The organism is Paenarthrobacter sp. NPDC057355 (assembly GCF_042667405.1).
Lineage (GTDB): Bacteria > Actinomycetota > Actinomycetes > Actinomycetales > Micrococcaceae > Arthrobacter.
Window position 1 is genome coordinate 200105 of record NZ_JBHVAL010000002.1, and the last position, 25900, is coordinate 226004.

Consider the following 25900-nt stretch of genomic DNA (forward strand, 5'->3'; position numbering starts at 1 on the left):
CAAAGTACATCAAACGAAGCTTGGGGGCTTTGAATGGCACGATCTTTGCGCCGGGACACCGGACTGGCTGTAACTATTTTGGGGCTTGGACTTCTCCTGGCCTTGATGGGAAACACTCTTGTCTCCCAGTTGGAGAACGCCCAGCGGCACAATCAGAATTTTGCATTCGACCTGCTGGCCGGTTTTGCTGCCAGCACCGCTGGAACCGCGATAGTTGCTTGGTGGGCTCTTTCCGTGACAGTGGCGTTTGTGGCTGCGCTCCTGCACCGCTCGGGGGCAAGCAAGTTGGCCAAGACCCTCTCCAGATACAGCCCCGCGTTCATGGTCAGGCTCGCCGCAGCCGTGCTCGGCATCAACCTTCTTGGCGGTGGGTTGGCGCACGCCGACGTCGCACCAACCCCGGAGTGGCTTCCTACTTCGACGCACAGCAGCACACTGCTCCGCGCCGCGGCTCCGCCCTCCGCCAACGGCTCTTCACTTTCCCTCACCGATGGAGAGAGTCCAGCAAACACCGCGCCCGATCCAAGCTGGCGACCCAAGCCGCCGGTAATTGCTCCCGGGTTGCTCAGCCGGCCTGGCACCAGGGAAGCACCGGCAGCAGGTGGGTCCGGCGTCGAGGTGAAAGCCGGCGACACGCTGTGGTCAATTGCAGCGGCTGGACTTGCACCGTTTTCGACTGACGTGGATGTAGCCATGGCATGGCCAAAGTGGTACGCCGCGAACCGCTCCATCATTGGGGCCGATCCCTCGGTGCTCATCCCAGGGCAGATCCTTCACCCTCCAGAACCCGCCTAGCGGCGCCAGAACCAACGCAACACAAGGCTGTATCCAGACTCTGTGAAAAAGCAACCGCCCGCTCAGGGGCGGAGCCGAGCCTCACCTCCAAAACCCAGCGTCATCCCAGCAGAAGCCACCCGAGCATGAGCGTTCCCCGCGCTTTGGCTCTAAGTAGTGAATGCCAGAGGTATGACCATGTCCGTTGTTACAGCAGGCCGGCCACCGATCCGCCAAAGAGCCCAACGTGCCGCTCCGTCCGGCACCAAGAGTAGCGCCGATACAGACATCCGGTTGGTGGTACGGAGTATTGCCCAAGCCGCCGTAGAAGTCCTCGCCGGCACTCGTCCGCTCGCTCAACTATCCGGTTCATTACACCCCGACTGTTATCTGGCCCTGCAGCACCGGGCTGTCCTGACACGCAAACACGCAGCGCGGAGCAAAGGGAACCCCCAGCCACACCTTAGCCCGATGGTCCGGTCGGTGCGCGCATGTTCGATCAGTGAATCAATTTGTGAGGCAAGCATCGTTGTCGCGGAGGAAGGCCGTTGCCGGGCCGTCGCAATGCGACTCGAACGAACCGATGGCGTGTGGCAAGTTACGGTACTGGAGATCGGGTAGGTTCATCCGTCAGCCGATGTCCCCAGCCCGTATGTATCAAAAGGGGCGATCCCGGGGACCGTTGAGTCCCCGGGATCGCCCCTCTTGTTGGCGATAATTACCGGTTGGTTCCGGATTCGGGCTAGCGGCGCTTCTTCTTCGCGGGTTTGCGCTGCTCCTGGCTTGCCGCCTTTGCAGGGTTTCCGGAACGACCCGACGCGCGGCCCTCAATCCGGGTTTGCGTAGCGCCGTCCTCGCCTGGCGCTGTGTATTGCAGTTGAGCCGGCTTCTCCGGTGCCTCGAGGCCTGCGGCCCGGATCTGCGGATCGTGATGCTCGGTGTGGCCCCCAGCGGCAGAACCATCCGGCACGACGACGTCTTCGGCCGGTGTCACTTCCACCTCAAGGTTGTAAAGGAACCCGATGCTTTCTTCACGGATGGCTTCCATCATGCTCTGGAACATGACAAAGCCTTCACGCTGGTATTCAACCAAGGGGTCGCGCTGCGCCATGGCCCGGAGGCCGATGCCCTCCTTGAGGTAGTCCATCTCGTAAAGGTGTTCCTGCCACTTGCGTCCAAGGACTGACAGGACAACGCGCCGCTCGAGTTCCCGCATGCTTTCCGAGCCGATGGCTTCCTCGCGGGCCTTGTAGACGAGGCGGGCGTCGGAAAGGATTTCTTCCCGCAGGAAGTCAGCGGTGATCCGGGACTTTCCGCCTGCTTCTTCGATCACTTCTTCAGGTGTGACCGTAGCCGGGTACAGGGTCTTCAGGTTGGTCCACAGCTGGTTGAAGTCCCAATCGTCGCCGTTGCCCTCTGCGGTTGCAGCATCGATCAGGGCGTTGATGGTGTCTTCAAGGAAGTACTGGACTTTCTCGTGGAGGTCATCACCTTCAAGAATCCGACGGCGGTCGCCGTAGATCGCTTCACGCTGCCGGTTCAGGACGTCATCGTATTTGAGGACGTTCTTGCGCTGTTCGGCGTTACGCGCCTCCACCTGTCCCTGTGCGGAAGCAATTGCACGGGAAACAAGCTTGGACTCAAGAGCGACGTCGTCCGGCACCGAGCTGTTCATGAGCCGTTCTGCGGCCCCCGAATTGAACAGCCTCATGAGGTCGTCGGTCAGGGACAGATAGAAGCGGGATTCACCGGGGTCGCCTTGACGTCCGGAGCGGCCGCGCAACTGGTTGTCGATCCGGCGGGATTCGTGTCGTTCCGTGCCCAGGACGTAGAGCCCACCCAGGTTCAGCACTTCTTCGTGTTCATCCTTGACGGCCTGCTTGGCTGCAGCGAGTGCCTCGGGCCACGCGGCCTCATATTCCTCGGAGTTCTCCTCGGGATCGAGTCCACGCTTGGCGAGCTCGGCGATGGCGGTGAATTCCGCGTTGCCGCCCAGCATGATGTCAGTACCACGGCCGGCCATGTTGGTGGCAACAGTCACGGCGCCCTTGCGGCCGGCCTGGGCAACAATGGACGCTTCACGCGCGTGGTTCTTTGCGTTCAGGACTTCGTGGCGGATGCCCTCCTTGGCCAGCAGCTTGGAGAGATATTCGCTCTTCTCAACGCTCGTGGTACCGACCAGTACAGGTTGGCCTGCTTCGTGCCGCTCTGCGATGTCTTCTACAACGGCGTCGAACTTCACGACCTCGTTCTTGTAGACAAGGTCCGGCTGGTCGATGCGTTGCATGTCGCGGTTGGTGGGAATGGGTACCACGCCGAGCTTGTAGGTGCTCATGAACTCGGCGGCCTCAGTCTCCGCCGTACCGGTCATGCCGGAGAGCTTGGAGTACATACGGAAGTAGTTCTGCAGCGTTACGGTGGCCAGGGTCTGGTTTTCCGCCTTGATCTCGACATTTTCCTTGGCCTCAATAGCCTGGTGCATGCCCTCGTTGTAGCGGCGGCCGGCCAGGATACGGCCGGTGTGCTCGTCAACGATCAGGACCTCGCCGTCGAGGATGACGTAGTCTTTGTCCCGCTTGAACAGTTCCTTGGCCTTGATGGCGTTGTTCAGGAAACCAATGAGGGGGGTGTTGGCGGATTCGTAGAGGTTCTGGATGCCCAGGTAGTCCTCCACCTTTTCGATACCGGATTCGAGGACTCCGACAGTCCGCTTCTTCTCGTCCACTTCATAATCGACATCAGGCTGGAGCCGAAGGACCACCTTGGCGAACTCGCTGTACCAGCGGTTGGTGTCGCCCTGCGCAGGACCGGAGATGATGAGCGGGGTCCTGGCCTCGTCGATGAGGATGGAGTCCACTTCATCAACAATCGCGAAGTTGTGTCCGCGCTGCACGAGCTCACTGGCATCCCAGGCCATGTTGTCGCGGAGGTAGTCGAAGCCGAATTCGTTGTTTGTTCCATAGGTGATGTCGGCAGCGTACTGTTCCCGACGCACGGCGGGGTCCTGGTTTGCCAGGATGCAGCCGCTGGTCAGGCCGAGGAAGCGGTAGACGCGGCCCATGAGTTCAGACTGGTATTCGGCGAGATAGTCGTTCACCGTGACCACGTGGACGCCCTTGCCGGTGAGCGCGTTCAAGTACGCCGGCGCGGTCGCAACGAGGGTTTTGCCTTCACCGGTCTTCATTTCAGCGATGTTGCCAAGGTGCAGTGCAGCACCGCCCATCAGCTGCACATCGAAGTGGCGCATGCCCAAAGTGCGGGATGAGGCTTCACGAACGGCAGCGAAGGATTCGGGAAGCAAAGCATCCAGCGACTCGCCGTCTTGGTGCCGGGTCCGGAGACGATCCGTCTCAGCTCGCAGTTCGGCATCTGTGAAGGACTTGAACGAGTCTTCCAGGGCATTGATGGAATCGGCATAGTTCCGCAGTTGCTTCAGGGTCTTTTTGTCACCTGTGCGGAGAAGTTTTTCGATTAGTGATGCCACGTGAAAGTGCTCCCAGTCTCATGCTGCCGAATTCTGGCTGTTTCAGTCTACGGGAGAGACCAAGGCGGCGTGTCCGGGTTCACCTCTGAGCGGACTGAGGTTTTGCGGCTCCGCTGTGGGACTGTCCGCGTACCCGGTGACAGACGCAGCCAGATCGCCGGCGAGATTCCCTACCGGCCAGACCACCACCTCCCGCAGGCCAAGCCATGTTGCCATGAGCTCCAGTTCAGCGGCAAGCTCGACGGCGGTATCAGCCGGAGCGTCCGGCTCGCTGTATGCAGAACGCACCAGCAGCTGGCCGGCCGTCCGGTCGGCCTTCAGGTCGACCCTGGCCACTATGCGCTCCCTCAGCAGGAACGGCAGCACGTAGTACCCGAAACGGCGTTTGGCAGCGGGGGTGTAGATCTCGATCCTGTAGTGGAAGCCAAACAGCTCCTCAAGACGCCGACGCTCAAAGACGAGGGAGTCAAAGGGGCTCAGCAGGGCCCGCCCTTCGGCCTTCCGAGGGAGCTTTGCGGTGACATGCCGGAAAATCTCCCGGTCCCATCCTCGAACTGACACGGGTTCCAGGAGGCCGGCGCCCACAAGCCATTGTACAGACTCTGCTCCAGCCTTGAGCGGCGTACGGAAGTAGTCCGAAAAACACCGGACCGTGCCGATGCCATGGGCTTGGGCAGCTGCGTCGATAAGCCGGTCGAGGGCTGGGCCAGGGTCCACGGCAGGAGTCGGGTGGTAAGGGACCACCTTTGAAGTCAGTGTGTACTTGCGTTCGAACTGCGATGTTCGCGAAGCAGCTGAAACCCTGCCTTCTTCAAAGAGATGTTCCAGCACCCTCTTGACGATGTTCCAGTTCCAACCCCAGTTGTCCCGGTCTGCCGTGGGGGCATGCCCCAACTTCGCTGTGAGTTCCGCCGCCGTCATTGGAGGGCCACCCGCCAGTGCGGACAGTATTCTGTCCTCCATGTCGCGGCGGATACCGGGATCCAGGCGGTGCGCCCCTACCCATGCCCGCTTCTGCCACAAGAGCAAGTCAGGGAAGTGCTCCGGGCGGATGAAGCTGGCCTCGTGCGCCCAGTACTCCATCATTTTGCGCGGCTTCCGGCCGGCCATGGTGGAAAGAATGCCGGGGTCGTAGTTCCCAAGCCGGGAGAAGAAAGGAAGATAGTGGCTTCGCGCCACCACATTTACAGAATCGATCTGGACAAGCTGCAAGCGGTCAAAAGTCCGGCCCACTGCCCGTGGTGTCACGGGGCCAGTGGGCCGGACTTTGGCCAATCCTTGAGCTGCCAATGCGATCCGCCGTGCCTGGGACAGGCTCAGCGAAGCGGTCATCGGGATCCCTTCGTCAGATAAAGGCCTTACTTTGCGTTGGCGGCCTGATCGTCGGAGCGATAGGCGATGATCTTCTCCTCGACGGCTTCTTCGCCGGGCTCACAGGTGGAATCGAGGCTGATCACACCGTAGGTCCAACCACTGCGCCGGTAAACGACCGACGGCGCGTTGGTTTCCTTGTCCAGGAACAAATAGAAGTTGTGTCCCACCAGTTCCATGTTGTCCACTGCGTCATCCAATGTCAGGGATGCAGCGGGAAACACCTTACGACGGATCAGGACCGGTGAATCTCCGGCCGGGATGTCGTTCTCGATCTCATACGGCGAACGCTCTTCTGCCTGTCCGTCGGCTTCCTGGTGGTTGCTGGCCTCGACATAAAGAGGCGCATTGGTGCTTGCGGGTTCAAGGGTGGCAGTAGCCTCCCGCACGGCCTTGGGTGTGTGACGGCCGTGGTGCACCTTTTTCCGGTCCTTCGCGCGACGAAGCCTCTCGAGCAGCTTGTTGTACGCGAGATCGAAGGCAGCGAATTTGTCAGCGGCTGTGGCCTCGGCACGGATAACGGGGCCACGGCCCAGGACGGTTACTTCGACGGTGAGCTCACCCGGCGTCTGCCGGGGGTTGGTTTCCTTGGAAACCTTGGCGTCTACTCGCTGGACCTTGTCCCCCAGCGACTCAATCTTTGAGATTTTCTCGCCGGCATATTCGCGAAAGCGGTCTGAAACTGTCAGATTTCGTCCGCTGATCATGAACTCCATGGTGCCCTCCAAATAACTCAGGTGACACGACAACGGCACTGTTGGGGGCTGGTCTGACGGACAGTCGAGCCCCTTTCCGAGCCGCTATCGACAGGTACATCTTTTCTTGGTACCCACAACCGACGTTAGTTCATCGCCACGCGTTATTCATCCTTTGGCCACTTATTTTTTGATTGAGTCTTAACGACTTCATGGCTGGTCGCCGGGCGCCCTCATTGAGGCGTAGGCTGGTGGCCTCGTGGCCGCCAGAACAATGGCTCCGCAAACCACTCCGCCGGCCGCCTCCACGGCCCGCGCCGCCTCCGAGAGAGTTGCCCCGGTGGTCAGAACATCGTCTACGAGGATGCATCGCCTGCCCCTGACCACTCCCGCACGTCGGGGCGCGACGCGCATGGATCCCCTGACTTTCCTGGCGCGTTCACCCTGCCCCAGGCCTTTCTGGCCTGATGTTCCAAGGGTGCTTTCCCGGGCGGGCACCACGTTCAAGTACCTTTGCACCAATGCCAGCAGCGACGTCATGCTGTCTTGTCGGGTCAGTGGAATCCTGACCTTTTCCAAGACGTCGAGATGTCGGTGTTGAGGCTCTATGCGGCGTAAACGCAGGATGAGCAGGATCAGGTGGACCGGACTGAAGCCTCGTCTGCGGTAAGCACTGCCGCTGGTTGGAACCGGAACAAGAGAAAAGCCCGCCTGATTGCCGAGTGCTGCTTTCAAAGCCTTGCCAAGGCAGCTTGCGAGCACGCCGCCCGCGCGCCATTGGCCAAAATGCTTGAACGAGAGCAGACATTGCGCCAGTTCGTCACGGTACGGCCCTGCCGCAACAACCCCGATTCCAACCGTGCCATCCACCATGACCAAACGAGGTGATTGATGCTCTGCACGGAAAGGCTGGGCACACATCCGGCGGACGCGTTTGGAACACTCCGCGCAAAGCACTGTGTCTTCTGCGCCGCAACACATGCATTCGACAGGAACCAGGACTGCCCGAAGATCTTGCATCGTTCCTTCCAATGCCGCAGCCAGCCTCCCAAGCCGGTTGCTGTCCCTTCCACGGCGGCGGGCGCTGACGGGATCAGGCGCAGCGAGGTCAGGATCCCTTCCCGTGCGCTTCCGCTGTCCCCGAAAGAAGGCGCTGATGAGTGGATCGGTCATGAAGCCAGCTTCCGCCCGTGCATGCCAGGAAAGAAGCCGCTTTGGATGCTATGTGGATATCCTGGCCACATCACCAGCCGGGCTGTCTTTCCCGGCCTGGCCGGGAAACAACCTCAGCCGGGAAAGGCCGGTTCCGTAGGGCCCTTCAATTGAAGCTCCCAACCGTTTCCCACGCGTTGGAAGACTCCGGCCTCGGACTGGCCATAGATCTGCTCCGGTCCATTGCCCGCGCTGATGCTGGTGAGGCCATCCCACGGCGCGAGTTGCTGCGCCTCACCCGATGCCAAGGATAAAAGCTCAGGGACAACAGTCGACGTCGCAGAACCGGTCATCACGGCCACGGTGGACGCGTTAACCCACACGCCCTGATTCGCTGCTGCGGTGGTAAGGAGCGTGATGGGAGCGGTGAGATCCTTGGGCACGCCATCGGGATTGCGGACAATTCCTGCGATCTGCACCGTGGATTTTCCTGCGGATTCGGAAATAACCAGTGCCCTGGTCCCTTCCCTGGAGACCCTGAAGTCCTTCACCGTGCGGCCCGAAAGCCATGCTGGAGTGATGGTGACGTTGGGTATGGCCATTCCCGGCGCAATGCCGGTGGGTTTGTAGGCCACCACCTCTGCGGCACCATTGGCCCCGGGACCTGCTGTCCAAACCCAGTCCTGGGGGCTGAAGGAAGGCCCCGTGAGCGTACTTCTGGTAGTAAGCTGGCGGGCCGCCTGACCCGGTTCGATCGAGTAGAGGGTGGTCTTGTCGCCGTTCAGGAAAGCAGCCGTCTGGGAGGCGGGTGACTCAGCAGGCGAATGCGGGCCAAGCCCGGCGACCGACTGGATGTCGGGCAGGGGCGTGATCCGGTTGTTTTCGTAGCGGACCAATTCACCGTTGTTCACTGCGATCTGATGGGCAGGCACTGTCTTGTCCACCACCGGTGGCAGGACTGTTCCGTTGTCCTCCACGCGGACCAGGTCCTGGTCGGCGCGCAATTGCACGTTGATGACATCCGGCTGGCTCCGAAAGGTCAGCGCCAGCTGGTTTTGCATCCTTTGCCGGTCCTCCGCGGATGCGTCAAACAATTCCTTGGCGGACAGATCCACCTGGGCTGCTCCTGAGACCACGGGGACGGATTCCCGCGCGAGCTTCATCCCCGAGGGGAACGCGCTGACAACCGCGCCACGAAGGTATGGTGCCGGGCCGGCGAGCAAGGCACTGGTCATGGATTTGACTGTGTTTTTCTTGATGAACCAGCGGTAGTCGGGGACAGCGTACGTGAAAGTTGGATCATAGAAGTAGATGGGAAACGCCCCGTAGATCACTTTGAACGTTTCTTCCGGAATGGCCGTTCCGTCCGGGACCTTGGAGATCCGCCACTCCCCCTCCACCTGTTCAAGCGTCAGCGGGATGGTCTCCTTGGTCCCCGGAGGGTACTGGGTTGCCACGCCGTCGGCGTCCACGGAGTAGGCGAGGTCGAGAACGTAAAGGTACCCATTCTCAGCAGGAGACTTCACCACTTCCGCCGAGCGGAAAACGAGCGCCCTCTTATCCGGCTTCCACGTGACCGACTGCGCTTGCGTCAAGTACTGGCGAGCCACGGGGTAGTCGTCCTCGTAGCCGCTGCCGGCCATGTAGAAGTCTTCAATGATCGACTCAGGGCTGGATCCTGCCCGGGGCGCGGCTGGAAAGAATACCGGCGCGTTGGGGTTTCCTGCGCCTTCATCCTTGCTCTTGCCCACCGGACCGGAGCGGGGAATCTGAGCACAGGAGGACAGGAGGAGCATGAGCACCGCAAGCAATGCCACGATCGCCCTCCGCTGCCGGGATCCAGGCTGGTTCATGACTTATCCCCCGCTTCAAGATCCTTGGCAGTGGCTTCATCGTTCTTGCCTGGGGAAGCGGGACCGGTACTTGAGGATTCCGTGCCCAGGACCAATACCTGGCGCTCGCTGGCCGAGCCAGGAAATTCTATGTCTGCAGGCTCCAGCTGAAGCGGGGACTTGGCGATGGTCTCTCCTTGGCGAAGGGGCAGCGTCAACCGGAAGTTGGATCCCGAACCCTTGCGGCCCCACGCTTGCAGCCAGCCGTTGTGGAGTTTGGTGTCCTCGGCCGCAATGGACAATCCCAGGCCGCTGCCGCCGGTTGTGCGGGCCCGGGCAGGGTCCGCGCGCCAGAAGCGGTCGAACACCCGGGCGGCTTCTGCCTGGCTCATCCCGATGCCGTGGTCCCTCACGGAGACGGCAACGGCGTCGTGGTTGGCCGCGACGGAGATATGGACCGGTTTGCCTTCGCCGTGTTCAAGGGCGTTGAGCAAGAGATTGCGGAGGATCCTTTCGATCCTCCTCGAATCCATCTCGACGATGATGCTCTTTTGCCTGGCGTTGAGGCGGACTTCCGATCCATATTCCTCGGCCACGGGTGCCGCGCCTTCCATGACCTGTGCCACCACCTGGAAGATGTCCTGCGGCTCGGCGTCGAGGACGGCGGCACCGGCGTCGAAGCGCGAAATTTCCAACAGGTCCGACAACAAGGACTGGAAACGCTCAACCTGGTAGTAGAGCAGCTCCGCCGATCTCTTGTTCATGGGGTCGAATTCATCACGGGCGTCGAAGAGAACCTCCGCCGCCATCCTCACCGTTGTCAGTGGGGTACGCAGTTCGTGGGACACATCGGAGACGAACCGTTGCTGCATCTGCGACAACGTGGCCAGCTGGGTGATCTGTTCCTGGAGGCTCGCTGCCATGTGGTTGAAGGATGCCCCCAGCCGGGCGACCTCGTCCTCCCCCTTTACGACCATCCGTTCCTGCAGCTGCCCTGCGGCCAGCTTCTCGGACACGACGGCGGCATGGCTCACCGGACTGACGACGTTCCGGGTCACGTACCAGGCAATCGCCCCGATCATCAGGACAAGGGCTGCGCCACCGGCCCACAGAACGTTCTGAATCTCATCCAATGTCTGCTGTGCGGTATTGAGGTCATAGATCAGGTACAGCTCATAAACGGTGCCGTTGAAGGTCACTTTGTTTCCCACCGCAATTCCGGGACGGTCCTCGTTGCCCACGGGGAATTGGGTGGGGGCCCAGAATTGTTGCTTGCCGCCTTCTTGAACGGCTTTGCGGAGATCCGGGGGAATCACCCGGATGGTCAGCTGGTCCGAGGCCCGCGACTCCACCCAGCGGTTGCGGGGCTTGGTCTGTTCCGGCGCGGCTTCAAAAACGTACCTCCGCTGGATGACCGAGCCACGGCCCTCTACAGCCGTCAAGGTGTCGTAGACGAGGGTAATGACGCTGGATTGGTCGGTGACCTGAGCGCCGTCGAACGTGTCCTGGACCTGCTTGACGTTGTACCGCGACTCGGACTCGGCCTGGGCAAGGCGTTCCTGGAACAGGTTGTTGGCGATCTGGTTGGAAAGGTACGCGCCGACGATGGCAAACGATGTCACAGCCAGGAGCAGGGTGGTCAACACCGTGCGAAACTCCAGGGACCGCCGCCAGCGGCGAAGGATCGAACGCCACAGGAAGCGCATGCCCGGCCTGATTTGGCGTACGCCGATGGTTACAAGGCGGGAAACCCGAAGAATCAGGATCAGTCCACGTCGGGTCCAGATCCTGGCACGGGTCAGGAACCACCGCAGATCCCGGACCTTGCGCGGCGGTGTTGGGGTAATGGAGCCGGACTGAGCAGGTGCGTCAGACTGCGCGGGCACGTCGGACTGCGCGGGTGCGTCAGACTGAACAGCGGTCCCACTGCCCATGCCCCCTGCGTCGGCGTTCGTTGGCCCCGTTGGGCTGTCTGCCTTGCCGGTTTCTCCGGCTGGAGACTCAGGAACCTGCTTTATATCCGACACCACGCACCGTCAAAACGACCTCGGGCGCCTCAGGATCGCGTTCAATCTTGGAGCGCAGACGCTGGACGTGCACATTGACCAGACGGGTGTCAGCAGCGTGCCGGTATCCCCATACCTGTTCCAGGAGCAATTCGCGGGTGAAAACCTGCCACGGCTTGCGCGCAAGGGCCACCAAAAGGTCGAATTCGAGGGGCGTCAACGAAATACGCTCTCCGCCCCGGGTCACCAAGTGGCCGGCGACGTCGATGGTCACGTCCGCAATACGCAGGGTTTCCGGGGGCTTCTGTTCGCCCGGACGGAGCCGCGCACGGACGCGGGCCACAAGTTCGGCGGGTTTGAAGGGCTTGGGCACGTAGTCGTCCGCGCCGGACTCGAGTCCCCTGACCACATCCGAGGTATCGGACTTCGCGGTGAGCATGACAATCGGTACATCCGATTCCCCGCGGATCTGGCGGCAGACCTCGATCCCATCGGAGCCCGGCAACATGAGATCCAGAAGCACCAGGTCCGGCTTGGACGAGCGAAATACCTCAAGAGCCTGGCCGCCATCTGCGCAGAACACCGGCTCGAAGCCATCATTCCGCAGGACGATGCCAATCATCTCTGCGAGCGCTTCGTCGTCGTCAACTACCAGAATGCGTGCCTTCATAGTTATATATTCCCTTATCACCAAGTCTTTGTCCTGTTGGGCGCCGCTCACGGCATGGCGCCCAATGGGCAATTCCACCGTACTGCACTACACCGCGGCCCTGCCGCAAACGCCAGCCGTGCGCCGGGCTATGAGGGACGACGGAGGGACTATAGGCTGGGTGCGAAGGTCCGCATGGGGGACGTCGAATGTCGGCGGACAGGACCTCATGGGGAGGAAACGTGTCACAGCCTGAGCACGGCCACAATCCGCCACCCGGCGGCCAGCCGGCGTGGGGAAACCAGCCGCAGAACAGCCAGCCGGCATGGGGGAACCAGCCGCAGTGGGGCGGACCATCGGCGTGGCCACCTCCGCAAGGCTACGGGCAGGGTCCGCAAGGCCCACGGGCTCCCGGATGGCCGGCAGGTGCCCCCTACGGCCAGCCCCAGTACATTGCTCCTCCCAAGCCCGGTGTTATTCCGCTGCGACCGTTGCAGTTCGGCGAAATCCTGGACGGCTCTTTCCAGACCATCCGTCGCAATGCTGCGTCGATGTTTGGCTCCGCCCTGATTGTTCAGGCCCTTGGTGCGGTGTTCGTCGGAGTTGTCACGTTCTTCATGTTCCAGATGACTATTTCGCTGGACTCCGTGAATTCCAGGGCAGAATTCGAACAGGCGATGGGGCCCATCATTGCTTTGGTGGCGGGGGCGATGGGCGTCTCCGTCCTGCTCGGCCTACTGGGATCGGTGCTGCAGGGGGTGTTGGCAGTCCCGGTGGCCCGTTCCGTCCTCAACCGGCGGACAGGTTTCAAGCAAATGTGGAAGCTTGCCGGGAAACGGATCCTGCCGCTGTTGGGCGTTGCGGGTCTGCTCACCATCGGCGGACTGCTGGCCCTGGCTGCTGTGGTGGGCATCGCCGTGTTGCTGATAACGGCCATGGGACCCGGAGCCGTGCTGATAGTTCTGCCCTTGGGGCTCGGCTCATTGGTTGTTCTTGTGTGGATCGGCCTGAAATTGATGCTTGCACCTGCGGTGATCGTGGTGGAGCACAAAGGCATCTACGATGGATTGCTGCGTTCATGGCAACTGACCCGGAACAATTGGTGGCGCATCTTCGGGATCACCCTCGTGGTGATCCTCATGCTGTGGTTTATCTCCCAGATCGTGCAGATCCCTGCGTCCCTGGCAGTCGGCTTCATCGGTGAAACCGTTGCGCCCCACCCTGATGAGGAAACCACAGCGTCCCTGCTGGTGGTCACCACGGTTGTTTCGGCGGCAGTACAAGCACTGGTGGGGTCTGTGACGTTCGCCTTCCAGTCTTCCGTCTCCGCACTGATCTATATGGATCTCCGCATGCGACGCGAAGGCCTGGATGTCGAACTGATGCGGATGTTGGAAACGGGTGCCAACCCTGACGGAGTACCTGGTGGTCCTTCGGTCCCGCCGCGCACTTCCCCCTGGCCTCCGGCATGACAGCAATCCCCGCCGACGTCATCGGTCCCATTCTTTCAATGGAACCCCCCGTGACCCCGGACCGCGAGGAGGCCCGGCGATGGGCCATCGAGGAGCTCTCCAAGCCCCAGTACCCTGACGCCACGCCCGGATGGCTGGAGCAGCTTTGGCGGGATTTCCTTGACTGGTTGTCCTCGCTGGAGGGAGACGGCACAGGTGCGGACACCAATTTTGCCCTGCCCCTGATAGTCATCCTGGCTGTGGCACTCATTGTCGTTGCCATCTTCGTGGTCCGGCCCCGGCTGAACGCACGCCGGGCATCGCGGCATGAGGATATTTATGGCCAGGACAGCACCATGGATGCCGACGGTTACCGGACGCGTGCGTCAGCGGCTGCCGACGACGGCGACTGGGCGGCCGCCGTCGTCGATCAGTTCCGCGCTTTGGTCCGCTCGGCAGAAGAGCGCGAGGTCATCGATGTCCGTGCCGGCAGGACCGCCGACGAAGCGTCGGCACAACTGGGGCAGGTATTCGGGGCAGCGCAGCAACGGCTGGACGCGGCGGCCCGCCTCTTCGATGCCGTGCGTTACGGCGAACAGGGCGCTACGCGCGAAGACTTCGGGTCCATCCGGGATCTGGATGCCGAACTGCTGACCTCGAAGCCTGACTTCGCAGGATCCGCTCACCAAGGATTCGCGGCGCCTCGATGACGATGACCGCCCAGGACACAGCCCTGCACGTAAAGCCGGACCCGGCCGGGCGAACCAATGAGCCGGGACTCTCCAGCTGGTTCCGGAAGCACCTCACGTGGATGGCCCTCGCAGCTTTGCTCGTGGGCCTGGTGACTTATCTTGCAGTGACCAGTATGTCCGGAGCAACGGATCCCCGCACTTTGTCTGCGCGCAACCCGGCCCCTGATGGAGCCATGGCTGCGGCTGGGATCCTCGGCAACCACGGAGTCAACGTGACCGTCACCGACTCCTTCGACCAAACTATGTCCGCCTTGTCGGGCAATGACCGGGCCACAGTCCTCCTCTACGATCCCCGCGGATACCTGGACCGGTCCCAGGTGGAGGACCTCGCTGCTGCCTCAGACCGGGTGGTGGTGGTCAAGCCCCGACTCAAGACCCTCAACGGGCTCGGGCCCGGTTTCAGGCCCGGCGGGGTAATTCCGGGAGACCAGACCGTCGTCGAGCCTGCCTGTTCCGTGGAAGATGCGACGGCGGCTGGCTCCCTCTCCGCGCAGGGCTCCATCTTTTCGGGGCCCAAGGTTTGCTACACCGGCCGTGCAGAGAGCACAGGCCTGTATGCGGCGTCAGCCGACGGTGGGGTCATCGTTCTTGGCAGTACGGACATCCTGGACAACGAGCACCTTGCCCTTGAAGGCAACGCCGCCTTGGCCCTCCGGAGCCTCGGGAACAACCCGGATCTGCTCTGGTACCTGCCCGGGGTCAAGGATGTGGCCGCAACAGATACGACTCCAACGCTCAGCGAACTTGCCCCCGCATGGTTGGCGTACGCCGGGCCGTGGTTGGGCGCAGTGACGCTGCTGGCGATCCTCTGGCGCGGCCGCCGTATGGGACCTCTGGTGTTCGAGCCCCTCCCGGTTGTGGTCAAAGCGGCCGAGACTGCCGAGGGAAGGGCACGCCTGTACCAGGACGCACGGGCCATCAATCGCGCAGCCGGGAACCTGAGGGCAGGTACCCTGACCCGTTTGGCACGGCACTTCAACCTCGGAGCGGACGCCACCGCGGATGCGGTGGTGGACGCGGCCGCCCGCCGCCTGGAACGGCCAGGACCCGAAGTCCGCTCCGTCCTGGTCGACTTCATGCCGGGGACCGAAGGACAACTGGTGCAATGGGCACAAGAACTTGAACGAATGGAAGAGGAGGCGAAGAACCGATGAGCAGCCAGCCGAACAGCTACACGGACACAAACGGCCAGTACGCAGGTGGAGCGATGCCAGTGCCACAAGACCAGTCGCGACAGCAGCATCCCCAACAGCCCCAACCCACACAGCACGGTGCAACGGCCAGCGCCGGCAACGGATACCGCCAGCAGGCCGGCGATCCGGCGCGACAGTCACTGCTGAACGTCCGCGCCGAAGTGGGCAAGGCAGTGGTTGGCCAGGATCCGACGGTCACGGGAATGCTGATTGCCCTGCTCTGTGGCGGACATGTCCTGTTGGAAGGCGTCCCGGGTGTGGCCAAAACGCTCCTGGTGAGGGCGTTGTCCACTGCCCTGAGCCTGGACACCAAGCGGGTGCAGTTCACTCCGGACCTCATGCCCGGTGACGTCACCGGGTCCCTGGTCTACGACTCCCACTCATCCGAATTCACGTTCCGCGAAGGCCCGGTCTTCACCAACATCATGTTGGCTGACGAGATCAACCGGACACCTCCGAAGACCCAGGCCTCGCTGCTGGAAGCCATGGAAGAGCGGCAGGTTTCCGTAGACGGTGTTTCGCGTCCGCTGCCGGTTCCCTTCATCGTGGCAGCGACACAGAACCCGGTGGAGTACGAAGGCACCTATCCCCTTCCTGAGGCACAGCTTGACCGGTTCCTCCTGAAGCTGACCATGCCCCTTCCTGGACGTTCGGAGGAGATCGAGGTTATCCGGCGCCACGCCAACGGATTCGATCCCCGGGACCTGGCTGCGGCCGGTGTTCGGCCTGTGGCAGGAGCCTCGGACCTTTCGACGGCGCAAGCGGCTGTGGCGCAGGTTGCCGTGGCTCCGGAGCTGTTGTCGTACATCGTCGACATCGTCCGGGCGACGCGGTCCGCACCGTCCTTCCAACTTGGTGTTTCCCCCCGTGGTGCCACGGCGCTGCTCAACACGGCCAGGGCGTGGGCCTGGCTGTCCGGCAGGACCTTCGTGACCCCTGACGACGTCAAGGCATTGTCACTTCCCTGCCTCCGGCACAGGGTGGGCTTGCGGCCTGAAGCCCAGATGGACGGCATTCACGTAGACGATGTCCTCGGGAGCATCCTCGCCTCGGTTCCGGTGCCGCGATGATTTCTGCTTGCCCGATCCGGGGAGCCTGAATGGCCATCACGGGTCGCTTCGTAGCCCTTGCCCTTGCCGGGTTGGTGCCACTGGTGGTGTTTCCGGCCTGGCTGACTGTCCTGTTGGTGTGTGTGGTCCTGCTGCTTGCGCTGGTCCTCGATCTTGTGCTGGCGGCGTCCCCCGCCAAGCTCCTCGTGGAGCGCCGGCACCCGGGTAATGTCACTTTGTCGGGCACCGCGGAGTCCGTAGTAACGGTGAACAATGCAAGGGGGCGGAAACTGAGGGCCATCATCAGGGATGCATGGCAGCCATCGGCCGGAGCCACCAATGCTGTTCAGCGGTTGACAGTGCCCTCCGGCGAGCGCCGTCGGATGACTGTGACGCTGATACCCAGGAGACGGGGCGACCTGCACAGCCCGCACATCACCATCCGGTCCCTGGGGCCCATGGGATTGGCGGCCAGGCAGCGGACACGGCCACTCCCCGGGCACGTGCGGGTCCTGCCTCCCTTCCATGCAAAACGCCATCTTCCCTCCAAGCTCAGGAAGCTCAGGGAGCTCGATGGCAAGGCGGCCGTGCAGATCCGTGGCGCGGGAACCGAGTTCGATTCATTGCGCGACTACGTCCGCGGCGATGACGTCCGGTCCATTGATTGGCGCGCGACGGCCCGCCGCACCTCCGTGGTGGTCCGGACCTGGCGACCGGAACGCGACCGTCGCGTCGTCGTCGTGCTTGATACGTCCCGTACAGCAGCCGCCCGGATCGATGACGAACCGCGGCTCGATACCGGAATCGAGGCAGCGTTGCTGCTGGCGGTGCTGGCAGAGCGCGGCGGAGACCGCGTCGACTTCCTCGCCTACGACCGGAGGCTGCGTGCCCGGGTGGAGTCGGCGTCGAAAGGCAACCTGCTGGGCCAGCTTGTCCAGGCCATGGCTCCCCTGGAAGCGGAGCTCATCGAACTGGACTGGCAGCAGATCCCCGGCCAGGTCCGGGCCGTCTCGGCGCACCGCTCGCTGGTGGTGCTGTTGACGGCGCTCGACGGCGGCGCCCCCGAAGAGGGCCTGCTCCCCACAGTGGCGCAACTGTCCCGCCAGCACGTGGTGATTGTGGTTTCGGTCCGCGATCCCCTGCTTGCGGCGATGAAGGCCGAACGAACCACTGCCAGCCAGGTTTTCCGGGCTGCCGCGGCAGAACGCGCACTTCTTGAGCGTGCCGCAGTGACTGCCCAGCTCCGGCAGCTGGGAGCCGAAGTGGTGGACGCCGAGCCTCTGGAAGTTCCACCCCTGCTGGCAGATACCTACATCCGGCTTAAAGCTGCCGGACGCCTCTGATTCCCACCTCCGGAAAGGATGTCCATGAATATCCCCATTTACCAGATGGCCCTCGGCGAAGACTACGGCAAGCTGGCGCCGGAGCTTCAGGACTACTTTTCCCTTGCGGCTGGATCCGGGTCGTATGGGATTGGCCAGGGCGTCTTTGATGTCGTGGGTTGCCGCCAGAAATGGCTGCGGCCGTTGCTCGCCCTCACAGGGAGCGAAGAGGCCTTCTTTCCGGAATACGGCGAGGGAATCCCCTTCCGGATTGAAAACCACGCCCACATCGATCCCTTCGGCCGCCAGGCCCTGACGGCCAGGCGGGAGATCTACTTCCCCACCGGCACACGGCTGTTCCATGACACCACCAGCGCCATCTTGCCGTCCGGCCACGATGATGGCGGGCGTGCACGGCTCGTGGACCATGTTGGCCGTTATCGCCGCCTCGTCACGGACCTCGACGTCAGCGTCACGGCCGACGGCCGGCTTCGCGGTGTTTCGCAGGCAAGCCGCTTGTTCCTCGGCCCGCTGCGAATCCCCCTGCCAGCAGCACTGGATGCCAAGGCCTATGCCGAACAATGGTGGGACGCGGCTGAGGGCAAGCACCGCATCCAGGTGAAGGTGATTCAGCCGCAGATCGGCCTGGTACTGGTGTACGCCGGAAGATTCGACTACCGGCTTGCTCCGTACCTGCCGGGAGCCGCACCGGGCACGGCACTTCCGCGCTATGCCGAACCGGACCGTTGGGAACAGCGGATCTAGCGCTCCGCCGTTTGCTAGCCCTGCGCCAACTGGTCCAAGCCGTCGGCGACGTGGGTCAGCTTGGTCAGCACGGACTTCGCAGCGGCAGGAGTGAAGTCCTCAAGACCGGTGGACGGGGTGACGCGGAGCCCTGACAGGCCCGATGCCTGAAGGCCCAGCTGGCGCCAGGGCTTCCAGATGCTTTCCACTATCGCAGCAGTCCGGGGAAGCGTTGCCCCCGGATCCTCGGCGGGCAAGGCACCGACCCACAGCCTCTTGCCGCTTTCCACGGCACCGGCCAACTGCTCCCATTGACGGGTGGTGAGCGCCCTGAGCGGAACCGCAAGGCCATCGGCACCAGCGGCGAGGATACGATCGATCGGGGCCTCAATCTCAGGAACGGAGATGACGGTTTCGACGGCGCCCGCGGCCTTAAGCGCGTCAATCACCAGCCGCCAGGCTCCCGTTACTTCCTCGCCCCGGATGGATCGCAGGGTCCTGTACCCGCTCGCCGTCGGAATGGTTCCCGCCATCACCGCAGCGATGTCCGGCTCGTCCACCTGGACCACAATCCGCGCACCTGGCACCGCAGTCGAGACATTGCGAAGGTGTTCTGCCACGCCCGCTGCCAAAGACTCCGCAATATCCCGCCTGGCTCCGTAGTCCAGGAGGGCACGTTCACCGTTGTGCAGGTGAAGGTTTGCGGCAAGGGTCAACGGTCCCATGAGCTGCAGTTTGAGCTCTGTCGCCGACACATCTTCGGTTCCGGCGACGTCGGCCAGGATGTTGATGTCGGTTGCCATCGCCGAAGCGGCACGACGCGAATCTTTGCCCGGCCTGTCAACGAGGCGCCAGCCGTAGGGTTGGACATCGATATCGAGGTCCACCAGCAGCGAGCCCGTTCGTCCGGCGGCATCCGACCCCACTCCCCGGGCCGGCAGCTCCGGGAGGAAGGGAAGATGGGGATCGCCCAGTTCGCCGCGGATCGTCCGGATGGCTTCGGCGGGATCAGTACCCGGCCATGGCCCCAACGTGGTCGCACTTGCGCGCAGCTCAGTCACTGAGGACATGGATCAGGCCTGCTGGCTGGAAATCTGGTGATCCTCGGCGATTGCCTCGTGGTGGCGGATCACTTCACTGATGATGAAGTTCAGGAATTTCTCGGCAAAGGCCGGGTCCAGGTTGGCATCCTCCGCAAGGCGGCGAAGCCGGGCAATCTGCGCAGCCTCGCGGCCGGGGTCCCCGGCCGGCAGTCTGTGGGTTGCCTTGAGTACTCCCACTTTCTGGGTGGCCTTGAAACGCTCCGCGAGCAGGAACACCAGGGTCGCATCAATGTTGTCGATGCTGGACCTGATGGACAACAGCTCATCCATGACTGTGCGGTCAACGTGGCCGGCCAGGGAGCTGGCAGCCGGGTTGAAGGAATCGGCATCATGGGGAAGGGCGTTGTTCTGCTCGGTCATGCATCCCAGTCTATTGGGTGGGGCGCAGTGTTTTCCGCGAATGAAGCGGAGCTCAATGGCAGCTTCTTTACTGTTTCAGCAAAGGACCCTTCATGAAAATCGCGGTTCCAGGTACGGGGAATGGTGGTCCCATACAGGAAGGCACGCCCCCGTATGGGGACGTGCCTTCCTGATGTGGCTTCGGGACTCAGCTGCCCAGAAGCGAACGGTGCGCTTCCCGCCGTCGTGCTTGTTCTTCCGGGTCCGGAACCGGCAAGGAGGCGATCAGCCGCTTGGTGTAATCGTGCTGCGGCGAGCCCATCACCTGGTTGCCGATCCCTTGCTCCACCAAGTGCCCCTTGTAGAGGACGCCTACCCAGTGGGACAGCATGTCCACCACCGCGAGGTCGTGGCTGATGAACAGGGCAGCGAAGCCGAACTGCTCCTGGATGTCCTTGAACAGGTCCAGGACTTTCGCCTGCACCGATACATCCAGCGCCGATGTCGGCTCGTCGGCGATGAGCAGCCGGGGATTCAGCGCCAAGGACCGCGCGAGGGAAGCTCGCTGACGCTGCCCGCCGGAGAGCTCGTGCGGGTAGCGCTGCGCGTACGACGCCGGCAACTGGACTGACTCAAGCAGTTCGCCAACCTTTTTCCGCGCCTCCGCCGCGCCCGGTTTGGTGTGGATCATCAGCGGCTCGGCGACGCACTCGCCGATGGTCAGGTGCGGGTTGAAGGACGCTGCCGGGTCCTGGAAGACGAATCCGATCTCCTTGCGCAGGGGGCGGAAGGATCGTTCCTTAAAGTCGAGCATCTCGTAGCCCAGGACCTTGAGGCTTCCGCCCGTCGTCCGGTTCAAACCGGCAATGGCCCGGCCGATGGTGGACTTGCCGGAGCCGGATTCTCCCACCAGGCCAAAGACCTCGTTCTCCGAAATAGTGAAACTGACGTTGTCCACGGCTCTGAATCCGTGACTGCCGAAACGGCCCGGGTATTCGATGGTGAGGTTCTTGGCTTCCACCAGGACCTTGCCGTCCTGGTGCAACCTGCCGCGGGCACCTTCGGAGGCGGAGTGGCGGCCCAGGTGGGGCACCGCTGCGAGGAGCTTGCGCGTGTACTCCTGGCGCGGTTCGGCGAAAAGGACCTTGGCAGGGGCTTCTTCAACCACGTCGCCCTGGTACATCACCACCACCCTGTCCGCGAGGTCGGCTACCACGCCCATGTTGTGGGTGATGAGCACGATCGAGGTGCCGTAGTTGTCCCTGAGGTCCCTCAGCAGTTGGAGAATCTCCGCCTGGACTGTGACATCAAGGGCGGTAGTAGGCTCGTCGGCAACGATCAGGCCCGGATCCAGGGCGAGCGCGGCAGCGATCACCACGCGTTGTTTCTGCCCGCCGGAGAACTGGTGCGGATAGTAGTTGACCCGTGTCTCGGGGTCGGGGATGCCTACTTTGCGGAGAGCTTCGGTGGCCCGCTGCTTTGCCTCCTTGGCGGAGATCCGACGACCATCGCTGGCGTGGGCCCTGATGCCTTCGGCGATCTGCCAGCCAACGGTGAAAACGGGGTTCAACGCGGTGGACGGCTCCTGGAAGACCATGGCGACGTCGCGGCCGCGAATGGAACGCAGCGTTGACTTGCTGACGCTGATCACGTTGTTTCCCTTGATCACCACAGCACCTGAGCTGATGGCTGTTTCCGGGAGCAAGCCGAGGATGGTCTTTGCCGTGACCGTCTTACCGGAACCGGACTCCCCCACGATCGCAACGACCTCGGCAGGGTTCACCTCCAGGCTGACGTCCTTGACGGCGTGGACATCTCCGCCGTCCGTGGCGAAAGTGACCTGGAGTCGGTCGATGGTGAGAACAGGCTGCCCTGTGGGGGCCTGGTCCGAAACATGTCCAAGGTTGGTGGTCATGGCTTACCTGCCTCTGCCGGGGCGGCCGGCGTTCCTGGTGATGCCGGAGTACCGGCAGCTCCTCCTGCACGTTTGCGTCCGCGGATCCGGGGGTCGTTAAGGTCGTTGATGCTCTCGCCTACCAGCGTGAGCCCAAGGACCGTGAGGACTATCGCGATACCGGGGAAAATGCCGGTCCACCAGATACCGGAGGAGGTATCTGCCAGTGCTTTGTTAAGGTCAAAGCCCCATTCCGCTGCGGAGGTGGGCTCGATACCGAAGCCGAGGAAGCCCAGGCCGGCCAGGGTGAGGATCGCTTCGGACGCGTTGAGGGTGAACATGAGCGGCAGTGTCCGGGTGGCGTTCTTGAAAATGTGGCGGGCAATGATGCGCATGCTGGAGGCGCCGAGCACCTTGGCCGATTCAACGAACGGCTCCGCCTTGAGCCTGATCGTCTCCGCGCGGATCACCCGGAAGTACTGGGGCACGAAGACCACAGTGATGGAGAACGCACAGGCGAAAATGCCGCCCCAGAAACTCGACTGTCCACGGCTGATGACAATGGAGATGACGATCGCCAGGAGCAGGGTGGGGAAGGCGTAGATGGCATCGGCCACCACAACCAGGATCCGGTCGAGCCACCCGCCGAAGTACCCGCTGAGCAGGCCCAGTGCCACACCCAGGAACAGCGACATCGCCACCGAGACTACGATGACTGTCACTGCGGTTTGCGAACCCCAGATTACCCGCGAGAGGACGTCGTAGCCGCCGACGGTGGTGCCGAGCAGGTGCTTGCCGCCCGGGGGTTCCTGTGTTGGGAAGGATCCTGAGGCGTCGCTGAGCTGGGAGTACCCGTAAGGTGCCAGCAGGGGTGCAAAGATGCTCGTGAGGATAAACAAGCCGCTCAGGACGACGCCCACTATAAGCATGCCCCGCTGGAGGCCTACGCTTTTCCTCAGGTGTGAAATCACCGGGAGCCGGAAGAAGAGTGGCTGCTTGGGAGCGGTGAGTGTTGGGGTGCTCATGGTCAGTACCTCACTCGGGGGTCGATGAGCGCGGCGATGATGTCCACGATGAAGTTGGTGACGGCCACGATGATGGCCAGCAAGACCACGATGCCCTGCACGGCGACGAAGTCTCGGGCGTTCAGGTACTGCACCATCTGGTAGCCCAGTCCCTTCCATTCGAAGGTTGTCTCCGTCAGGACCGCGCCACCGAGCATGAGCGCGATCTGCAGGCCCATGACCGTAATGACGGGGATTAGCGCCGGTTTGTAGGCGTGCTTGGTCACCAGGCGGAACTCGCTGACGCCCCTCGACCGGCCGGCCTCCACGTAGTCCTTGCCGAGGGTTCCGATGACGTTCGTTCGGACCAGCCGGAGGAACACGCCCGCGGTGAGGAGGCCCAGGGTCGCTGCGGGGAGGATGGCGTGGGAAACAATGTCGCCGAAAGCGGTCATGTTGCCGCGGCGCAGGGCGTCCAGCCAGTAGATGCCCGACGGCGCGGCCAGGTTGCCCATGGCCAGTTCTGTCCGGGTGGAGGCACGCCCGGCGACCGGCAGCCAACCCAGCCACGTGGAGAACGTGAGTTTGAGCAGGAGGCCTGAAAAGAACGGTGGGGTGGCGTAGCAAAGGATGGCAAAGAAACGCAGCGATGCATCCGCGGCCTTGTCCCGGCGGTAAGCGGCGACGAGGCCCAGCGGGATACCCACCATGAGGGCCACGACGACGGCGTTGAGGCTGAGTTCCAGGGTGGCTGCCCCGAAGGTCGTGAAGACCTCAGTTACCGGGCGCCGGTCCGTGATGGTGGTGCCGAAGTTGCCGGTGATCAGCTGGCCAAGATATTCGAAGTACTGCACCAGTACCGGCCGGTCATAACCGGCGTCGTGGATTCTTTGGGCAAGGACATCCGGGGGAAGCCGGCCGCCTTGTGCCGCCGTGATGGGGTCGCCGATGACCCTCATCAGGAAGAACACGAGTGTCACGAGAATAAAGACGGTGGGGATGATCAGGAAGAACCGGATCACGATGTACCTGCCGAGGCCTCCCCCGCCTTTGGATTTGCTCTTGGGAGCAAGTACTCCGGGCTCAGCCTCGGGTACTTCTATAGCTGTTGTCATTGTTACCTGTATTTCCTGCCCATGGATTACGCGGGCTTGGCTGATGCGTGCCGGCCACGATAGTGGTCAGCAAGGGAGGCGGGACACTGGATCAGTGGCCCGCCTCCCCCATCGCAGAGTCCGTTTCTACATGGACATCTGTTACTTGGACACTGTTCCGAGACGGAACTTGAACGACGGGTCCAGCGTCTTGTCGACGCCGTTCACGCCGCTTCCGACGACGGCCACCTGGGCGCCCTGGAGCAGGGGCAGGGTGGAGATGTCCTTGGCCAGGGCGTTCTGGACGTCCTTGATGGCCGCTTCACGCTTGGTCTTGTCGGCTTCGGTCAGCTGCTTGGAGATGAGGTCGTTGACCGTCGGGTTGTTGTAGTGGTTCTTGAGGAAACCGCCTTCGGGGAAGAACGGAGTCAGGTAGTTGTCCGCATCGCTGAAGTCGGGGAACCAGCCAAACTGGAACACCGGGTACTCGTCCGCACGGCTTGCCTTGCTGTAGGTGACCCATTCGGTGGACTGCAGGTTCACGGTGAAGAGGCCGGACTTTTCCAGTTGCTCCTTGACCATGGCGTATTCGTCGCCGGAGGATCCGCCGTAGTGGTCCGGGTTGTACTGGAGGTTCAGGGCAACCTTCTCATTGATTCCCGCATCAGCGAGGACCTTCTTGGCTTTGTCCAGGCTTGGCTTGCCGGCGTCGCCGTAGGCGTCCTTGAACGACTCGTTGGCGCCGAGGAAGCCGTTGGGAACGTTGGAGTACAGGGGAAGGTAGGTGCCCTTGTACACCTGGTCTGCGATGGCCTGGCGGTCCACGAGGTTGGCCACGGCCTGGCGGACTGCCAGTGCCTTGGCCGGCTCTGCGCCTGCAGCCTTGGTGCCATACGGCATGGTGTCAAAGTTGAAGGTGATGTAACGGATCTCGCCACCGGGACCCGTCAGCACCTTGACTTTGGAATCCTTGCGGAGGTCGTCGATGTCCGTTGCGCTCAGGCTGCGGAAGGCAACGTCGATGGCACCTTGCTGGATTTCAAGCTTGAGGTTGGTGGGGCTGGCGTAGTACTTGATCGTGGCAGCATCGTTGGCAGGCTTCCCCAGGACGCCCTTGTAGTCGGCGAAAGCCTTGAAGCTGATGAGCTCGTTCTTCTTGTAGCTGTCGATGGTGTACTGGCCGTAGAAAGCGTTCGCTTTGATGATCTCGTCATCGGAGAGGATCTTGTCTGCCGGGAAGACCTCGTCATCGACGATCGGGGCGGCAGGGCTGCTGAGGATCTGGCTGAACGTCTGGTCGTTGGCATTCTTGAGCTTGAACACCACGGTGGTGGCATCGGGAGCGCTGACACTGTCGATGTTCGTCAGCAGGGATGCCGGCCCGGCTGGGTCGTTGATGGCCACCTGGCGGTCAAAGGAGAACTTCACGTCCTTGGAATCCAGGGTGTGGCCGTTGGCCCACTTGAGCCCTGGCTTGAGCTTGACCGTGTACTCCGAAGGTGCCGTAAAGGACGACGATTCGGCGAGGTCCGGTACCGGTTCCGCGCTGCCGGGCTTGGAGTTGAGGAGGAAGGAGTAGATCTGGTTCATCACCATGAATGAACCGTTGTCGTAGGAGCCTGCGGGATCCAATGACGTGACCTTGTCCGTTGTGCCGTAGGCGACAGGGCCTGCGGCGGCCGGAGCGGATGAGGATCCGCCGCCGGAGGGGCCCGTGCATGCCGTTAAGGCGAGTGCGGAGATGCCCGCCAGCGCGATAACGCCATGCAGGGCCTTCTTGTTCAGTGCCATCTGGTGAACCTTCTGTTCGATGGATTCGGCGCTCCGCCGTGGGATATTTGTGACGGAGCGCACTCTTAGTGCCTCGATTCAACCAGACTTCGAAGCCTTCGAACCCCCAATCAGGTGATTTGAGACACAAAATTTACTTTCCAGTAGCTTCCACAAAGGAGTACAGGAGCATTGTCCGAAGGGGGCGACAGGAATATGGTG

At 62.4% G+C, this 25900-nt stretch carries 21 protein-coding genes; 8 read left to right on the forward strand and 13 right to left on the reverse strand.

Annotation, left to right across the window (positions count from 1 at the left end):
- Nucleotides 1–33 precede the first annotated feature (33 nt).
- On the forward strand, nucleotides 34–795 hold the full coding sequence (locus ACFUOZ_RS04835; protein WP_377545295.1) for a LysM peptidoglycan-binding domain-containing protein: 762 nt from the start codon (nucleotides 34–36) through the stop codon (nucleotides 793–795).
- Between the two features lie 177 nt (nucleotides 796–972).
- Entirely contained in the window at nucleotides 973–1395 is a 423-nt protein-coding gene (locus ACFUOZ_RS04840) for an Rv3235 family protein (protein ID WP_377545297.1), read from the forward strand.
- Between the two features lie 121 nt (nucleotides 1396–1516).
- Here the strand turns inward: ACFUOZ_RS04840 and secA are convergent, their stop codons facing one another.
- From secA to mtrA, 7 genes are all read right to left on the reverse strand, one after another.
- The gene (secA, locus tag ACFUOZ_RS04845) at nucleotides 1517–4258 is read right to left on the reverse strand and encodes a preprotein translocase subunit SecA (RefSeq protein WP_377545299.1); all 2742 of its coding nucleotides are present in this window, start codon (nucleotides 4256–4258) and stop codon (nucleotides 1517–1519) included.
- Between the two features lie 42 nt (nucleotides 4259–4300).
- Nucleotides 4301–5590, reverse strand: coding sequence for a winged helix-turn-helix domain-containing protein (locus ACFUOZ_RS04850; protein ID WP_377545301.1), 1290 nt, complete (start codon nucleotides 5588–5590; stop codon nucleotides 4301–4303).
- 26 nt (nucleotides 5591–5616) lie between these two features.
- Nucleotides 5617–6345, reverse strand: coding sequence for a ribosome hibernation-promoting factor, HPF/YfiA family (gene hpf, locus ACFUOZ_RS04855; RefSeq protein WP_377545303.1), 729 nt, complete (start codon nucleotides 6343–6345; stop codon nucleotides 5617–5619).
- A 189-nt stretch (nucleotides 6346–6534) separates the two neighbouring features.
- Nucleotides 6535–7197 (reverse strand): ComF family protein, encoded by a 663-nt coding sequence (locus tag ACFUOZ_RS04860; protein ID WP_377545553.1) that lies wholly within the window; start codon nucleotides 7195–7197, stop codon nucleotides 6535–6537.
- A gap of 413 nt (nucleotides 7198–7610) precedes the next feature.
- A complete protein-coding gene (locus tag ACFUOZ_RS04865; protein WP_377545305.1) occupies nucleotides 7611–9329 on the reverse strand; it encodes an LpqB family beta-propeller domain-containing protein in 1719 nt (572 codons plus the stop codon).
- Complete coding sequence (gene mtrB, locus ACFUOZ_RS04870) at nucleotides 9326–11242, reverse strand: MtrAB system histidine kinase MtrB (protein ID WP_377545307.1); 1917 nt, start codon at nucleotides 11240–11242, stop codon at nucleotides 9326–9328. Before mtrB ends, ACFUOZ_RS04865 begins: the two co-directional genes overlap by 4 nt.
- Before the next feature lie 67 nt (nucleotides 11243–11309).
- The gene (gene mtrA / locus ACFUOZ_RS04875; RefSeq protein ID WP_377545310.1) at nucleotides 11310–11984 is read right to left on the reverse strand and encodes an MtrAB system response regulator MtrA; all 675 of its coding nucleotides are present in this window, start codon (nucleotides 11982–11984) and stop codon (nucleotides 11310–11312) included.
- Nucleotides 11985–12205: 221 nt separating this feature from the next.
- Between mtrA and ACFUOZ_RS04880 the strand changes: the two genes are divergently transcribed.
- Genes ACFUOZ_RS04880 through ACFUOZ_RS04905 form a run of 6 tightly spaced genes read left to right on the forward strand, consistent with a single transcriptional unit; the run spans nucleotide 12206 to nucleotide 18495 of the window.
- A complete protein-coding gene (locus ACFUOZ_RS04880; RefSeq protein WP_377545312.1) occupies nucleotides 12206–13435 on the forward strand; it encodes a hypothetical protein in 1230 nt (409 codons plus the stop codon).
- Entirely contained in the window at nucleotides 13432–14124 is a 693-nt protein-coding gene (locus tag ACFUOZ_RS04885; protein ID WP_377545314.1) for a DUF4129 domain-containing protein, read from the forward strand. The genes ACFUOZ_RS04880 and ACFUOZ_RS04885 overlap by 4 nt, the downstream gene beginning before the upstream one ends.
- Entirely contained in the window at nucleotides 14121–15320 is a 1200-nt protein-coding gene (locus ACFUOZ_RS04890; RefSeq protein ID WP_377545316.1) for a DUF4350 domain-containing protein, read from the forward strand. Before ACFUOZ_RS04885 ends, ACFUOZ_RS04890 begins: the two co-directional genes overlap by 4 nt.
- Nucleotides 15317–16429, forward strand: a complete 1113-nt coding sequence (locus ACFUOZ_RS04895; protein WP_377545318.1) for an AAA family ATPase — start codon at nucleotides 15317–15319, stop codon at nucleotides 16427–16429. The genes ACFUOZ_RS04890 and ACFUOZ_RS04895 overlap by 4 nt, the downstream gene beginning before the upstream one ends.
- 29 nt (nucleotides 16430–16458) lie before the next feature.
- On the forward strand, nucleotides 16459–17751 hold the full coding sequence (locus ACFUOZ_RS04900) for a DUF58 domain-containing protein (RefSeq protein ID WP_377545320.1): 1293 nt from the start codon (nucleotides 16459–16461) through the stop codon (nucleotides 17749–17751).
- A 24-nt stretch (nucleotides 17752–17775) separates the two neighbouring features.
- Nucleotides 17776–18495, forward strand: a complete 720-nt coding sequence (locus tag ACFUOZ_RS04905) for a DUF4166 domain-containing protein (RefSeq protein ID WP_377545322.1) — start codon at nucleotides 17776–17778, stop codon at nucleotides 18493–18495.
- A gap of 14 nt (nucleotides 18496–18509) precedes the next feature.
- Here ACFUOZ_RS04905 and ACFUOZ_RS04910 read toward each other — a convergent pair whose 3' ends face one another.
- The 6 genes from ACFUOZ_RS04910 to ACFUOZ_RS04935 form a co-directional block, all read right to left on the reverse strand.
- On the reverse strand, nucleotides 18510–19544 hold the full coding sequence (locus ACFUOZ_RS04910; protein WP_377545324.1) for a hypothetical protein: 1035 nt from the start codon (nucleotides 19542–19544) through the stop codon (nucleotides 18510–18512).
- Nucleotides 19545–19547: 3 nt separating this feature from the next.
- Nucleotides 19548–19937 carry a chorismate mutase gene (locus tag ACFUOZ_RS04915; protein ID WP_377545326.1) on the reverse strand — a complete coding sequence of 130 codons (390 nt, stop codon included), beginning with the start codon at nucleotides 19935–19937 and terminating at the stop codon, nucleotides 19548–19550.
- Between the two features lie 187 nt (nucleotides 19938–20124).
- Nucleotides 20125–21831 carry a dipeptide ABC transporter ATP-binding protein gene (locus ACFUOZ_RS04920; protein WP_377545328.1) on the reverse strand — a complete coding sequence of 569 codons (1707 nt, stop codon included), beginning with the start codon at nucleotides 21829–21831 and terminating at the stop codon, nucleotides 20125–20127.
- Complete coding sequence (locus ACFUOZ_RS04925; protein ID WP_377545330.1) at nucleotides 21828–22835, reverse strand: ABC transporter permease; 1008 nt, start codon at nucleotides 22833–22835, stop codon at nucleotides 21828–21830. Before ACFUOZ_RS04925 ends, ACFUOZ_RS04920 begins: the two co-directional genes overlap by 4 nt.
- A gap of 2 nt (nucleotides 22836–22837) precedes the next feature.
- Complete coding sequence (locus tag ACFUOZ_RS04930; RefSeq protein ID WP_377545332.1) at nucleotides 22838–23929, reverse strand: ABC transporter permease; 1092 nt, start codon at nucleotides 23927–23929, stop codon at nucleotides 22838–22840.
- Nucleotides 23930–24070: 141 nt separating this feature from the next.
- The gene (locus ACFUOZ_RS04935; protein ID WP_377545334.1) at nucleotides 24071–25699 is read right to left on the reverse strand and encodes an ABC transporter substrate-binding protein; all 1629 of its coding nucleotides are present in this window, start codon (nucleotides 25697–25699) and stop codon (nucleotides 24071–24073) included.
- Nucleotides 25700–25900 lie beyond the last annotated feature (201 nt).

What these genes read in the sequence shown, in the direction of transcription:
- ACFUOZ_RS04910 (WP_377545324.1), bottom strand. Translation starts at nt 19,544, where the DNA reads ATGTCCTCAGTGACTGAGCTGCGCGCAAGTGCGACCACGTTGGGGCCA.
- ACFUOZ_RS04930 (WP_377545332.1), bottom strand. Translation starts at nt 23,929, where the DNA reads ATGACAACAGCTATAGAAGTACCCGAGGCTGAGCCCGGAGTACTTGCT.
- mtrB (WP_377545307.1), bottom strand. Translation starts at nt 11,242, where the DNA reads ATGGGCAGTGGGACCGCTGTTCAGTCTGACGCACCCGCGCAGTCCGAC.
- ACFUOZ_RS04905 (WP_377545322.1), top strand. Translation starts at nt 17,776, where the DNA reads ATGAATATCCCCATTTACCAGATGGCCCTCGGCGAAGACTACGGCAAG.
- hpf (WP_377545303.1), bottom strand. Translation starts at nt 6,345, where the DNA reads ATGGAGTTCATGATCAGCGGACGAAATCTGACAGTTTCAGACCGCTTT.
- mtrA (WP_377545310.1), bottom strand. Translation starts at nt 11,984, where the DNA reads ATGAAGGCACGCATTCTGGTAGTTGACGACGACGAAGCGCTCGCAGAG.
- ACFUOZ_RS04890 (WP_377545316.1), top strand. Translation starts at nt 14,121, where the DNA reads ATGACGATGACCGCCCAGGACACAGCCCTGCACGTAAAGCCGGACCCG.
- ACFUOZ_RS04860 (WP_377545553.1), bottom strand. Translation starts at nt 7,197, where the DNA reads ATGGTGGATGGCACGGTTGGAATCGGGGTTGTTGCGGCAGGGCCGTAC.
- ACFUOZ_RS04920 (WP_377545328.1), bottom strand. Translation starts at nt 21,831, where the DNA reads ATGACCACCAACCTTGGACATGTTTCGGACCAGGCCCCCACAGGGCAG.
- ACFUOZ_RS04840 (WP_377545297.1), top strand. Translation starts at nt 973, where the DNA reads ATGTCCGTTGTTACAGCAGGCCGGCCACCGATCCGCCAAAGAGCCCAA.
- ACFUOZ_RS04900 (WP_377545320.1), top strand. Translation starts at nt 16,459, where the DNA reads ATGGCCATCACGGGTCGCTTCGTAGCCCTTGCCCTTGCCGGGTTGGTG.
- ACFUOZ_RS04885 (WP_377545314.1), top strand. Translation starts at nt 13,432, where the DNA reads ATGACAGCAATCCCCGCCGACGTCATCGGTCCCATTCTTTCAATGGAA.
- ACFUOZ_RS04895 (WP_377545318.1), top strand. Translation starts at nt 15,317, where the DNA reads ATGAGCAGCCAGCCGAACAGCTACACGGACACAAACGGCCAGTACGCA.
- ACFUOZ_RS04835 (WP_377545295.1), top strand. Translation starts at nt 34, where the DNA reads ATGGCACGATCTTTGCGCCGGGACACCGGACTGGCTGTAACTATTTTG.
- ACFUOZ_RS04850 (WP_377545301.1), bottom strand. Translation starts at nt 5,590, where the DNA reads ATGACCGCTTCGCTGAGCCTGTCCCAGGCACGGCGGATCGCATTGGCA.
- ACFUOZ_RS04865 (WP_377545305.1), bottom strand. Translation starts at nt 9,329, where the DNA reads ATGAACCAGCCTGGATCCCGGCAGCGGAGGGCGATCGTGGCATTGCTT.
- ACFUOZ_RS04935 (WP_377545334.1), bottom strand. Translation starts at nt 25,699, where the DNA reads ATGGCACTGAACAAGAAGGCCCTGCATGGCGTTATCGCGCTGGCGGGC.
- ACFUOZ_RS04915 (WP_377545326.1), bottom strand. Translation starts at nt 19,937, where the DNA reads ATGACCGAGCAGAACAACGCCCTTCCCCATGATGCCGATTCCTTCAAC.
- ACFUOZ_RS04925 (WP_377545330.1), bottom strand. Translation starts at nt 22,835, where the DNA reads ATGAGCACCCCAACACTCACCGCTCCCAAGCAGCCACTCTTCTTCCGG.